At 71.9% G+C, this 12,549-nt stretch carries 9 protein-coding genes; 2 read left to right on the top strand and 7 right to left on the bottom strand.

Annotated features, from left to right (window positions below):
• The 4 genes from STRBO_RS0125975 to STRBO_RS0125990 form a co-directional block, all read right to left on the bottom strand.
• Positions 1–903 carry a carbohydrate ABC transporter permease gene (locus tag STRBO_RS0125975; RefSeq protein ID WP_020115080.1) on the bottom strand — a complete coding sequence of 301 codons (903 nt, stop codon included), beginning with the start codon at positions 901–903 and terminating at the stop codon, positions 1–3.
• Complete coding sequence (locus STRBO_RS0125980; RefSeq protein WP_005483927.1) at positions 900–1,811, bottom strand: carbohydrate ABC transporter permease; 912 nt, start codon at positions 1,809–1,811, stop codon at positions 900–902. Before STRBO_RS0125980 ends, STRBO_RS0125975 begins: the two co-directional genes overlap by 4 nt.
• 145 nt (positions 1,812–1,956) lie before the next feature.
• Positions 1,957–3,279 carry an ABC transporter substrate-binding protein gene (locus tag STRBO_RS0125985; RefSeq protein ID WP_005483928.1) on the bottom strand — a complete coding sequence of 441 codons (1,323 nt, stop codon included), beginning with the start codon at positions 3,277–3,279 and terminating at the stop codon, positions 1,957–1,959.
• Between the two features lie 275 nt (positions 3,280–3,554).
• A complete protein-coding gene (locus STRBO_RS0125990) occupies positions 3,555–4,673 on the bottom strand; it encodes an ROK family transcriptional regulator (protein ID WP_020115082.1) in 1,119 nt (372 codons plus the stop codon).
• Positions 4,674–4,934: 261 nt separating this feature from the next.
• On the opposite strand from STRBO_RS0125990, the gene STRBO_RS0125995 reads away from it, so the two are divergent.
• Together STRBO_RS0125995 and STRBO_RS0126000 are read left to right on the top strand one after the other, a co-directional pair.
• A complete protein-coding gene (locus STRBO_RS0125995) occupies positions 4,935–5,849 on the top strand; it encodes a BadF/BadG/BcrA/BcrD ATPase family protein (protein ID WP_005483931.1) in 915 nt (304 codons plus the stop codon).
• Positions 5,850–5,945: 96 nt separating this feature from the next.
• Positions 5,946–7,850, top strand: a complete 1,905-nt coding sequence (locus STRBO_RS0126000; protein ID WP_005483933.1) for a phosphatase PAP2 family protein — start codon at positions 5,946–5,948, stop codon at positions 7,848–7,850.
• 51 nt (positions 7,851–7,901) lie between these two features.
• Here the strand turns inward: STRBO_RS0126000 and STRBO_RS0126005 are convergent, their stop codons facing one another.
• From STRBO_RS0126005 to STRBO_RS0126015, 3 genes are all read right to left on the bottom strand, one after another.
• Positions 7,902–10,292: a SpoIIE family protein phosphatase gene (locus tag STRBO_RS0126005; RefSeq protein WP_005483935.1), complete on the bottom strand. Its 2,391-nt coding sequence runs from the start codon at positions 10,290–10,292 to the stop codon at positions 7,902–7,904.
• Between the two features lie 89 nt (positions 10,293–10,381).
• On the bottom strand, positions 10,382–11,188 hold the full coding sequence (locus tag STRBO_RS0126010) for a peptidoglycan-binding protein (protein WP_005483936.1): 807 nt from the start codon (positions 11,186–11,188) through the stop codon (positions 10,382–10,384).
• Positions 11,189–11,264: 76 nt separating this feature from the next.
• Positions 11,265–12,509 carry a sensor histidine kinase gene (locus tag STRBO_RS0126015; RefSeq protein WP_005483938.1) on the bottom strand — a complete coding sequence of 415 codons (1,245 nt, stop codon included), beginning with the start codon at positions 12,507–12,509 and terminating at the stop codon, positions 11,265–11,267.
• Between the last annotated feature and the right edge of the window lie 40 nt (positions 12,510–12,549).

A 12,549-nucleotide genomic window follows, 5' to 3' on the forward strand; every position in this document is an offset into this window, starting at 1 on the left:
TCAGTCCTTCAGTCCGGCGTTGATGTCGGCGCCCATGACGTAGCGCTGGAAGACCAGGAAGACCAGGATCAGCGGGATCATGGAGATGACCGACGCGCCGAGCAGGACCGACCAGTTGATGTTCTGCGCGCCGACGATGCTCTGGATGCCGATCTGCACGGTGAACTTGTTGGGGTCGTTGAGCATCAGCAGCGGCCAGATGTAGTCGTTCCACCGCCACTGGAAGGAGAGGATGGCGAGGGTCAGCATGATGGGCCGGGAGATCGGCACCATGATCCGCATGAAGATCGACAGCTCACGCGCGCCGTCGATGCGCGCGGCTTCCACGAGTTCGTCGGGAACCGTCAGGAAGAACTGGCGGAACATGAAGCATCCGGTCGCGGTCAGCACGGCCGGCAGGATGATGCCGCTGAACGAGTTGTAGAGGCCGAGGTCGCGGACCACGAGGAACGAGGGGGCGAGCATGACCTCGCCCGGCAGCATCGTGGTGGCCAGGATGCAGATGAAGAAGGCCTTGAGCCATCTGTTGTCGTACTTGGCCAGCGCGTACCCGGTGCAGCAACTGACACCCACCGTGAGGATCGTCGTGATCACGCACACGATGGCCGTGTTGATGAAGTACTGGGAGAAGTTGGCGCTGTCCCACGCTGCCTCGAAGCCCGACAGGGTGGGATTGCGCGGAACCAGCGTCAGCGGATACGAGAACAGGTCGCTGGCCGGCTTGAGGGAGCTGAGGATGAACCACAGCACCGGCAGCCCGTACAGGCACGCCAGGATCCACAGCAGCGTCGTCGCGGACACGGCCTGCCGGAGGCCACCGGTGGCGGCACCGCGGGGCCGCTTCTTGGAGACGGGTCGCGCGGACCCGGCGTCGACCGGGCGGGGGATGTCTGTGGTTGTCATCGGTTCTCCACCCGCCGGTTGACGATCAGCTGAACGATCGCGACGGCCATCAGGATGAGCATGAGCACGAACGACGCGGCGCTCGCGTAGCCGATCTGGCCCCGTTTGAAGCCGGTCTCGTAGATGTACTGCACGAGCAGGTTGTTCGACGTGCCGGGTCCGCCGTTGTTGAGGGCGACGAACACCGGGTATTCCTTCATCGCGTTGATCGTGTTGAGCAGGATGACGATGAACGAGGTGGGGGCGATGCTCGGCAGCGTGATGCTGAAGAACTGGCGCCAGGGGCCGGCGCCGTCGAGCGAGGCGGCCTCGTAGTAGGACACCGGCACGTTCTTGATCGCCGCGATGAACAGCAGCATCGAGAAACCGGTCCAGGCCCAGGACGCGGCCATCACCACCACGATCAGCGACAGGTCCGCGTTGGACTGCCACGGAACGGCGCTGCCGCCGAACTGCTCGATGATGTAGTTGACCAGTCCGAAGTTCTCACCGAACAGCCAGCGCCACAGGACACCGACGACGATGGGCGACAGGAGCCAGGGGATGAAGAAGATGACGCGGGCGACCGAGGCTCCCTTGGCGTGCTTGCTCACCAGCAGGTTGGCGGTGAGCAGCGAGACCGCGAAGTTCAGCGGTACGAAGAGCACGGCGTACAGCAGGGTCCGGGTCAGCGCGGCGTAGAAGGTGGAGTCCCCGAACAGGTTGTGGTAGTTGTCCAGCCCGATGTACTGGAACGCCCCCACTCCCGTGTAGTTCGTGAAGCTGTAGATGAGCCCGATCACCGCCGGCCAGACGAAGAACAGCGAGAAGAGCACGACATTGGCCGCGATGAGGACCAGCGGCGCAAGGGTGTACTTGCTCCGTCTCCTGGGTGGGCTCGCGGACACGGCCGAGGCGCGTTTTGTCATCTTCCTGACTCCGTGCTGGTGGAATGGATTGCTGCGGGCTCACCGGCGTGAGCCCCGTGGGCTCACACCATGAGCCCGGCACTGGGTGGGCGCCCGGGCCGGGCGGCGGCGTCTGGACCCCGCCGCCCGGCCCCTGGGCCTACGCTCAGCCGCCGACCTGCTGGTTGTAGCCGGCCACGATGTTCTCCAGGGCCTTGTCGGCCGACTGCTGGCCGTTGATCGCCTTGCCGAGTTCCGTCTTGGTCGGGTCCTCGGTGAGGCTCTTGCCCTTCAGCACCCATTCGGTCTGCGCGCTGTTGAAGTAGCCGGAGATCGGGTCGTACAGCGGGATCGACTCGTTGTAGAGCTTGTACGCCGCCTGCGCCGCCTCGGACTTGAACGGGTACTTCGGGTCCAGACCGCTCTCGACCGGCAGGAAGCCGGAGGTCTCGCACAGCGTCCGGTAGTGGTCGGGCTCGTACAGCCAGGACAGGAACTTCTTCGCGGCGGCGGACGCGTCGGCGTTGTTGTCGAAGCCCACCGTCATGCCGCCGCTGTTGACGTCACTGGCCTGCACCGGCTGGGCGGGGGTCGGGACGCTCGCCCACTCGAACTTCTTGATGCTCTCCGCGAAGGCGGGGACCTGCCACACACCGGACCAGTAGGCGACGACGTCACCGCTCTGGAACATCGCGGACGGGTCGGCGCCGCTGGTCCACACCGACTTCGGCATGGTCTTGTCGTCGTTCCACCCGACGAAGGTGTTCACGGCCTTCTTGGTCGCGTCGTCCACCGAGAACTTGCCGGCGTCGTCCGCGTGGACGTACTTGCCGCCCATCTCGTAGACCATCGCGCGCAGCCGGGACGGCGACTGGTCGAAGGTCAGGGAGTACTTGGCCTTGGTCTTCTCGCGGACCTTGTCCGCCGCCTTGATGAAGTCGGTCCAGGTCCAGGTCTTGTCGGGCGAGGTCGGGTAGGAGACGCCGGCCTTCTCGAAGAGCGACTTGTTGATGAACATGCCGGACGCGGTGACGTCCGAGGGGATGGACAGCACCTTCCCGGACGAGTCCTTCGCCAGGAAGTTGGCGTTGATGTTGTTGCTCTTCTTCTCGGCGATGGAGCTGAGGTCGATCAGCTTGTTCGACCAGATCGGGTCCAGCGCCGGCACGGCGGCCACGTCGGGCAGGGAGTTCGCCTGCGCGGCGTTGTGCAGCTTCGTCGTGTAGCCGTCGTAGGGGATGTTGACGAGCTTGACCTTGACGCCGGTTTCCTTCTCGTACTGCGCCACCATCTTCTTCCAGCCCGCGTCCTGCCCCGGAACGGTGGAGATCCAGAACGTCAGCGACTTGGAGGTACCGCCCGAGTCGGATTCCCCTCCGCAGGCGGAGAGCAGCAGGGTCCCTGCCGCGGCAACGGCAGTGAGGGGAACCAGGCGGCGCATACCGCCGCGGCCGAGTCGGCGGGAGCGCCGCACACCCACAGTGGTCATCTTCGATCCCTTTTTTCGTCGATAGGGGACAGAGCACGGGGCCGACCGAGGCGGCACGGGTGCAGTTTGCAGGAAACGTCGCTTCCGGGCGCAGCCTCGCCCGGCCGCGTCGTCCACGCGGGGCGGGATCCCCGGCCGTTCTGGCCGTCACCGCACGGGCACGCCCTCGTGCGGTCGCCGTACGTCGCGTACAGGCGGGATGCTCACCCCAAGTCGGCGTCCCGGCCGACCTAGAAAGCGCTTGTCCGGACATTGGCAGACCGAGTCCGAAACCGTCAATCCTTCGTCCGCGCCACCTCGGTCACGGTTTGGACTCCTCTGGCGACCGCGAGCCTCGCCGCGCCCACCACGGTACCGAGATCGCCGACCTGGCTGCTGACCACTTCGGTGGGCCAGCTCAGCCGCTCCAGCTCGGCCCGCACACCGGGCAGGAGCTGCGGAAACGCGCCGGTACTGCCGCCGAGGACGAGCAGCCCCGGGTCCAGTACGGCGGTCACCGCGGCGGCCAGCCGGCCCACGTCCACCGCGTGCCGGTCGACGATCGCGCGGGCCGGGGCGCAGCCCTGTCCGGCCAGCGAAAAAAGCCGATCTACGGTACGAGGGCATGAATCGCCGGTTTCCGGCCAGGCCTCGGCGGCCCGGCGCAGCAGCGAGCGGGCGCCGATGTACTCCTCCAGGGCCTCGTGGCGGGGCTCCAGGTCGTCGTTCCAGGGGTAGGGCAGCCGGGCGAGCTCTCCGGCCGCCCCGTTCGCCCCGGCCAGCACCTGGCCTCCCACCACGATGCCCAGACCGACACCGACACCGATCCGCAGATAGCCGAAGGTGTTCCGGCCGCGCGCCGCGCCCTCGTGGAGTTCGGCGAGCGCGGCGCAGTTGACGTTGTTCTCCAGATGGACGGGCACCCCGGGCGGCAGCGCCACGGCCACCGCGTCGAAGGCGGGCCCCGCCTTGGCGGTCGCCGGACGCTCGGTGCCCTCCTCGGCGCGCGCGGTGACATCACCGACGGCCACGACGATGGTGCGCAGCGGAGCTCCTGCGGGGAGCGCGCACAGCGCTTCGCGCACCGCGTCGGCGGCCCGCTCGCGGGAGCCGGTGCCCTCGGCGAGCAGGGTGCCGTCCAGGGCGCAGACCCGTGCCCGGGTGAGGCTCGGGCCGAGGTCGACGGCCAGTACGGCGCCGGCGGCCGCGCCGAGGTCGTACACGGCCGCCGACCTGCCGGTTCCGCCGGAGAGCGTGCCGGACCGGGCGACGAGACCGGCGGCCTCCAGCTCCGCGACGGCGGTGGAGACGGTCGGCTTGGAAAGCCGCGCCCCGGTCGCCAGTTGGGGGCGGGTGGCGGTGCTCGACGCGGCCAGTACGGCGAAGACAGCGCGGGCGCTCTCGCTCAGTTGCATGCTCTCCCCAGTCGTGCCAGTCGTGCCGCGATCTTCCGGCCGCACGGTCGTGCGGTATCCGGGTCCGAACCCTTGACGCACCCTTATTCGTTAGTTAATTTCCTAACGAAGTCAAGCGGTACTCGCCTACCGCGCCGCCAGAGGCCCGTCCCGGGGCTTCCCTAGCACCCCAACAGCACCCCACAGCCCCTGTGGGTCCAGGCACGGTTTCGCCCAGCCGTCGCTGCGCCATCGCAACGCAACGACGAAGGAGGAGTCTCCGTGCAGGACTCCGGACCGGTCGCGGTCGGTATCGACGTGGGCGGCACCAAGACCCATCTCCGTGCTGTCACGGGGACGGACACCGTCGCCGACCACGTCCGTACGAGCCGCGGCTGGCGGCCGCACGACCCGGCGGCCGCGACCGCTTGGCTGGCCACGCTGGTCGAGGAGGCGCTGCCCGCGCGCACCCTCCCGTCCGCCGTGGCCGTCGGCGCGCACGCCTGCGAGACCCCCCGGCAGTGCGAAGGGATACGTCTCGCCCTCCAGGAACGGCTTCAGGTGCCGTGCCTGGTGGTGGGCGACGCCGAGCTGCTGGCCCCCGCCGCCGGTTTCGAGCGCGGGGTGGGGCTGGTCGCGGGCACCGGATCGGTGGCCGTCGGCCGGGCCGCCGACGGCAGGTCCGTGCAGGTCGGCGGCTGGGGGGCGGTCCTCGGCGACGAGGGCGGCGCCGCCGGTCTCGTCCGGGAGGCCGCCCGTGCCGTCTGGGCGGCGCACGACCGGGGCGAGGCGCCCGACGCGCTCGCCGAGCGGCTCGTGGCCGCCTTCGCGGTGAGCGAGGTCCCGGCTCTCGGCGGGGCACTGGAAGCGGCCACGGACGTGTCCGCCGACTGGGGCCGGCACGCGCCCGTGGTGTTCGAGGCCGCCGAGGAGGGCTCTCTCCTCGCCCGCCGGGTGATCGCCGACGGGGGCCGCGCACTCGCCTCGCTCGTGGCACGGCTCGACGCCCGCGGGGTCGCCGTGGACGACGTGGTGGTGGCCGGCGGGACGATCCTCGCCAGGCCCGCCCTGTACTCCGCATTCGCCGAAGCACTGCTCGACGTTGTACCGTCCGCGCGACCGCACATGCTCCAAGTGCCGCCGGTCGTAGGGGCGTTGGCACTCTCACGCACTCTCCTCCGACCGGCCATGCGCTGATCACCGTCCGGTCGCCGACCGGACATCGACCGGTCATGCGTCACCCTCACGCTCAGCCCGCACCCGATCACCACCTCGCGAAAGGAGCGGCGCTCCATGCCGTCATCCGCCGGGCACCACTCGCTCGACCGCCGTGTCTTCCTCAGGAACTCCCTCGGCGTGTCGGCCGGCCTGATCGCCGCTCCGACCCTCACGAGCCTGTGGCAGGCCCCCGAGGCCAAGGCCGCCACCGCGTTCGCCGCGTTCGTCGACGACTACTCCACCAACACCACGGCGAACCAGACCGCCGAGACCAACGCCGTGGTCCGCGCGCTCGGCGGCTTCGCCGAGATATGGAAGACGGGCGGCGCCTGGAACACGGGCACCCCGCTGCTGCCGGAGATCCTGCGCGACAACATGCGCTACTGCGCGCGTCTGACCGGCCGCCGCACCGAGGCCCAGGCCCGCGAGGCGTTCGTCTACGACCGCCAGCACCAGAGCTACGCCATGATCGGCGGGCTCGGCCCGCTGGCCGACCTGTACCGCTCCGGCGCCAAGGCGGTCACCTCGATCACCGCCGCCCCCGACGGCATCCCCGCGACCAAGATCAACGACGCGGTCCCCGCCGGCGCGCCCGCCGGCTCCGCGCTGGGCGCCGGCTCGTACGACTCGGACCTCGGCCTGGTGGCCAAGCTCGTCGACACCGTGCGCGGCGACTTCACCTCCAGCAACCCGGCCAAGTTCACCTTCCAGTACCCGCGGCCGTGGCGGATGAACGAGGACAGCGAGGTCGTCGACACCGGCGAGAAGGACGCGCTCGGGTACCCGGTCTACGACTCCGACGTCGTCGTCGTGACGCAGCTGCTGCGCCAGCGCAGCGAGGTCCCGGCCGAGGACGGCGGTTTCCCCAGCGGCCACACCAACGCCTTCCACCTGGCGGCCCTGGCGTACGCGTACGCGGTCCCGGAGCGCTTCCAGGAGATCATCACCCGTGCCTTCGAGCTGAGCCACACCCGGATCATGTCCGGCATGCACTCCACGGTCGACGTCATGGGCGGCCGGATCATGGCCACCGCGCTGGCCGCCGCCGTGCTGCACAAGCCGGGGAACACCGCGCTCAAGGCCGCCGCGCGCAAGCAGGCCGCCGAGTACTTCCAGGCGAGGACCGGCACCACCGCCGACACGCTGTTCGCCTACGCGCACTCCGACGCGGGCGACCGGTACGCCGACCGCGGGGCCAACGCCCGTCTGGTCGAGCCGAAGCTGACGTACGTGCTGCGCCGGCGCGGTGACTCCGTCGGCATGACCGTGCCCAAGGGCGCCGAGGTCCTGCTGGAGACGCGTCTGCCGTACCTCGACGCGGCGCAGCGGCGCGAGGTGCTGCGCACGACCGCGCTGCCCTCCGGGTACGTCCTGCTGGACGGCTGGGAGCAGTGGGGCCGGCTCAACCTGTTCGCGGCGGCGGACGGCTACGGCGCCTTCGACACGGACGTCACCGTCACGCTGGACGCCGCGCTCGGCGGTTTCGCCGCGGCCGACGCCTGGCGCAACGACATCGACGGCAAGGGCGGTCTCGTCAAGCGGGGCAGCGGCACGCTGACGCTGACCGGCGCCAACCGGTACAAGGGTGACACCGTCGTGGAGGCCGGTGTGCTCGCGGCCGGCTCCGAGGAGGCCCTCGGCCGCGGTGACGTCCGGGTGAAGGACGGCACGCTGGCCATCGGCGGGCGGTCCGTGCGCGTTCGCGGCGACTACACGCAGGCCGGTGTCCTCGACGTGACGCTGGACCGGGGCACCGGCCCGGCCCTCGACGTGGACCGGCGCGCGGTCCTGGAGCGGGGCAGCAAGCTGGTGGTCCGCTTCGACGCCGCGCAGGCGCCGCGTTCGGGCGACACGGTGGCGGTCATCGGGGCGCGGTCCGTGCAGGGCCGGTTCGCCGAGGTCTCCGTGGCCGTCGAGGGCTGGACGGCCGAGCAGGTCTTCACGGCGCACGGCGTGTCGGTCCACCTGCGGAAGAAGTAACCCCACCGTGAACGGCTGTCGGGGGTGGCGCGAGCCGCCCCCGACAGCCGTTCACGGGCTCGGCGGCAGGGCCTGCTCGGCCCAGATGGTCTTGCCCGCGCCGCTCGGGCGGCTGCCCCAGCGGTCGGTGAGCTGGGCGACGAGGAGCAGACCGCGGCCCCCCTCGTCGAAGCTGCGGGCCCGGCGCAGATGGGGCGAGGTGCTGCTGGCGTCGGAGACCTCGCAGATGAGGGCGCGGTCGCGGATCAGGCGCAGCTGGATGGGGGCGCCGCCGTAGCGGATGGCGTTGGTGACCAGTTCGCTGACCACGAGTTCGGTGACGAAGACGGCCTCCTCCAGCCCCCAGCGGGTGAGCTGGTCGGTGGCCAGCTTGCGCGCGCCGGCGACCAGCGCCGGATCGTCGGTCAGGTTCCACACGGCCACCTGTTCCGCGTCGAGGGCGCGGGTGCGGGCGAGCAGCAGGGCCACGTCGTCGCCCGGGGTCTGCGGCAGCAGCGCCTTCAGCACGGTGTCGCAGGCGCTCTCCAGACTGCCCACCGGCCCTCGCAGCGCGGCGCACAGGGCGGCGGTGCCCGTGTCGATGTCGCGGTCGCGGGCCTCGACCAGACCGTCGGTGTAGAGGGCGAGGACGGATCCCTCGGGCAGCGCCAGTTCCGTCGCCTCGAACGGGAGTCCGCCGACGCCGAGCATCGGTCCCGCCACCACCTCCACGACCTCCACGCCGCCGTCGGGCCGCACCACCACGGGCGGCACATGCCCGGCCGAGGCGATCGTGCAGCTGCGGTCCACCGGGTCGTACACCGCGTACAGGCAGGTCGCGCCGATCTCCCCCTCGCCCGTGCCGTCACCGGCGGCCAGGTGCTCCACGAGGTCGTCGAGGTGGGTGAGCAGTTCGTCGGGCGGCAGGTCGACGTCGGCGAGCGCCCACACGGCGGTGCGCAGCCGGCCCATGGTGACGGAGGCCTGGATGCCGTGCCCGACGACGTCCCCGACGACCAGCGCCACCCGGGTCCCGGACAGCGGGATCACGTCGAACCAGTCGCCGCCCACCCCGGCCTGCGACAGCGCGGGCAGATAGCGGGAGGCGAACTCCACGGCCGCCTGTCCGGCGACCGTCTTCGGCAGCAGGCTGCGCTGCAGCGCCAGCGCGGTCGTCCGCTCCTTGGTGTAGCGGCGGGCGTTGTCGACGCAGATCGCCGCCCGGCTGCACAGCTCCTCCGCGAGCGACACGTCCTCCCGGTCGAAGGCGTCGGGGTGCTCGGGGGTCAGGAGCCGCACGAAGACGGCCACCCCGAGCGTGGTGCCCCGCGCGACCAGCGGCACGGCCATCAGCGACAGGTCGTTGTCCTCGGCCTCCCGGAGCTTGCGGGAGCGGGCACCGTGCCGTGCGAACCACTCGTCGAGGGAGCCGTCGCCGGTGCCGGTGAGCACGGGCTCACCGGTGAGCAGGGCGCGGGCGGGCGGCGAGGAAGGGGGATAGACGTCGGCGGAGCCCTGGGCGATCGCCGCCTCCGGGACACCGGGCGTGGGCGATCGGTGAGCGGCCCGGCTCAGTCGGACACCGCCGCCCAGGGGGTTCATCTCGGGTTCCTCGCCCCGCAGCACGGACTCCAGGAGGTCGACGCTGGCGAAGTCGGCGAGCCGGGGCACGACCAGCTCGGCGAGTTCGCGGGCGGTCTGGACGACGTCGAGCCTGGTGCCGATGGACCCGGCGGCCTCGTTCAGCAGGGCGAGGCGCTGGCGGGCCGCGAACTGCTCGCTGCTGTCGAACGCGGCGAGCGCGGTGCCGATCAGCCGGCCGGAGTCGTCCCGGACCGGCCACATCTCGGAGGTCCAGGCGTGCATGCGCCGACCGGAGGGCGACCGGGTCCAGCTTTCGTAGCGGACCGGCCGCCCGGTCTCCACCACCATCTCCAGGTGGCGCAGGAAGCCCTGGCTGTGCTCGGCGTCCTCCACGGTGTCGGGGAAGTACCGGTGCCGGAACTCCTCCTCCGGCCGGCCCATGACCTGGCACGCCCAGTCGTTCATCCGCAGATAGCGCTGCCCGGTGTCGAAGACGGACATGGACATCGAGGCCTGGGCGAAGGCCAGCTCGCCGAGACCGCGCTCGGCCCGGTCGGGCGCGGCCTTGACGACGAACCGCCGCTGCTCGCCCTCCCCGGCCCACAGGGGGCAGATCCGCAGCGCCACCTTCCGCGGCCGCCCGTCCCGGTAGCGCAGGTCCACCACCGCGTCGCGGTGTGCCAGCAGCATCCGCCGGACCGCCGCCGCGTCCCCGTCGAGGAGGTCCGCCGCCGGCTTGCCGGTCACGTCCCCGGCGGCGTACCCCGTGAGCCGCCGGGCCCCTTCGCTCCAGCCCACGACGAGGCCGCGCGCGTCGACCACCGCCATCGCCTCACCGGCCGTGGCAGCCCGCGAGACACCGGACCCCTTCGTCACCATATGGCCAGGATGGTCCGTCCGAGGCGGGGCAACAACCCGGATCCGCCCGTGACGTACCGGGTGCGCGGCCCCGCCTCGGCCGCACGGGGCTAGAGGGCGGTACGGGACTCCAGGTCCTGGCGGGTGTCGTTGCCGTAGACGCCCGTTTCGTCCCCCCGGATGCCGTACCAGAGCTGGAAGCGGGCCACCGCCTCTTTCAGTACGCCGTCGTACCGGCCCGAGGTGGAGCCGCCCGCGTACACGTCGGGGATACGGAGCAGCCGCTGCTGGAGTTCGGAGACCTGGGGGCCGCTGTCGCCCTCGCGGAGGGTGCCGGCGCCGTCCGGGTCGACGTCGCCGTCCGGGGCGGGTGCCGAGGTCGCGGGCGCCGGGGCGGCGGGGGCCGTGGGGGTCGGTTTCGGGGTGACGGTGCGCGCCTCCTTCTCGGTGTCGCCGCCGGGCAGCAGGAGCGCGGCGGCGAAGCCGAGGAGGGCCGCCGCGCCGACGCCGACGACCACCGCCGCGCGCTTCAGGCCCGGTCCGCCGCCGGCTGCCGCGCGCCGCCGCTGCCGCTGCCGCCGCTCGGCGCGCGGCGGGACCGTGCCGGAGCCGAAGTCCTCGCCGACCATGACCGGGGGCAGTTCCTCGGTCTCGTACTCCACCCGGGGCAGGATCCGCTCGGCGGCGGGCCGCGCCCGCGGTGCGGGCTCGGGCGGTGGCGCCGGAGCGGGCGTCGGCTCGGGTGCCGGCGGCACGGCGACGGTCTCGTACTCGTCGGGCGCGGGGGCCGCCCCCTTGTACTGCTCGAACTCCCGCAGCAACTCGGCCAGGGCCTCGGTCCGGCGTCGGCGCATGACATACGTCGGCTCGATCGTGGGACGCTTCGTCGTCCGGCCCGGTTCGGGCGGTTTCGACACGCTGTTCTCCTTCCGTGCACGCGGTCTCCCGCCATCCCCGAGAGGAGATACGGGAAGCCGGGCCGGGAGGTTCAGCTCACCCGGCCGTCACCGGGGCGGCCGGGAGCACGGCGACGGTCTCCCAGCCGGGCCCGTCCTCGCGCGGCCGGGCCGTGATCCGGCCGCCGAGCGCGGTCACCCGTTCGGTGAGACCGACGAGGCCGAAGCCGCCGCCCCGGGCCGCCTCCGGCAGCCGGGCACCGCCGCGCCCGTCGTCGCGCACCGCGACCTCCAGCTCGCCGCGGGCGTAACGGAGGTCGACGGTGACCTCGGTGGCGTCGGCGGCATGACGGCGGACGTTCGTCAGGGCCTCCTGCACCACGCGGAAGGCGGCGGCCTGCACCTCGTGCGGCAGGTCGGCGGGGACGGTGGGGTCGTGCCACAGAACCGCGCGTCCGTCGGCCTCGCCGACACCGCCGAAGCCGCGCACCAGTTCGTCGATACCGGCCAGATCCCCGACCGGGCGCCGGTCGGCGGTGCCGCTCTCCTCCTCGTGGTCGCGCAGGACGCCGACCGTGCGGCGCATCGAGGCCAGCGCCTCGGTCGCGGCCCGCTCGATGCCCGCGAGGACGGGGTCCAGGCGCTCGGGTTCGGTGCCGGCCATCATCCGCGCGACCTGTGTCTGCACCAGGATCCCGGTGACGTGGTGGGCGACGAAGTCGTGCAGGTCGGCGGCCATCGCGAGGCGCTCCGCCCGGCGGGTCCCGGAGACGACCCGGGCCCGTCGGTCGTCCAGGGTGCGCAGGTAGGCGGCCACGGCGGCCGCGCTCCCGCCGATGAGCAACAGGACCATGGCGACGCCGATGAGGCTGGCGTCCGGCTCGGCGGCGTAGTACGGCAGCGGAAGCATGAGCAGGACGAGACCGTCGAGGAGTCCGCAGGCGAGCGCCCAGCCGGGCGGGCAGGTGCGGATGGCGATCACCATCAGGCACAGCAGCACGGCGGCCTGTCCCGGGCCGAAGCCGCCGGGGTGGTGCGCCACGAGGAGGGTCACCACGTTCGCCGCGGCGGCGAGGGCGGGTGCGCCGGTGCGTACCTGCGGGGTCAGCCAGGCGGGCCGGCGGCGCGCGGGCCACAGCAGCGCGGCGAGGCCCACGGCCACGGCGGACAGGTGCAGCCACAGGTGGTCGGTGTCCTCCAGCGGCAGGATGAGGAGGTCCGAGACACAGGCCAGGAGCAGGGCCACGACGCCGCCGACGGTGACACAGCCCGGCCGGGCGGGCCGGGCCGGGCGTCCGGTGCCGTCGCCCACGGGTTCCTTGGTGTCGAGCAGGAGGTTCACGCCCTACACAGTAGGCAGCCCCGGCGGCAGCCGGATCGGC

The sequence above is a fragment of the Streptomyces bottropensis ATCC 25435 genome, from assembly GCF_000383595.1.
GTDB lineage: Bacteria > Actinomycetota > Actinomycetes > Streptomycetales > Streptomycetaceae > Streptomyces > Streptomyces bottropensis.

Excerpts from the sequence above, each read along its gene's own strand:
- STRBO_RS0125975 (WP_020115080.1), bottom strand. The coding sequence starts at position 903 with ATGACAACCACAGACATCCCCCGCCCGGTCGACGCCGGGTCCGCGCGA.
- STRBO_RS0125980 (WP_005483927.1), bottom strand. The coding sequence starts at position 1,811 with ATGACAAAACGCGCCTCGGCCGTGTCCGCGAGCCCACCCAGGAGACGG.
- STRBO_RS0125985 (WP_005483928.1), bottom strand. The coding sequence starts at position 3,279 with ATGACCACTGTGGGTGTGCGGCGCTCCCGCCGACTCGGCCGCGGCGGT.
- STRBO_RS0125990 (WP_020115082.1), bottom strand. The coding sequence starts at position 4,673 with ATGCAACTGAGCGAGAGCGCCCGCGCTGTCTTCGCCGTACTGGCCGCG.
- STRBO_RS0126000 (WP_005483933.1), top strand. The coding sequence starts at position 5,946 with ATGCCGTCATCCGCCGGGCACCACTCGCTCGACCGCCGTGTCTTCCTC.
- STRBO_RS0126005 (WP_005483935.1), bottom strand. The coding sequence starts at position 10,292 with ATGGTGACGAAGGGGTCCGGTGTCTCGCGGGCTGCCACGGCCGGTGAG.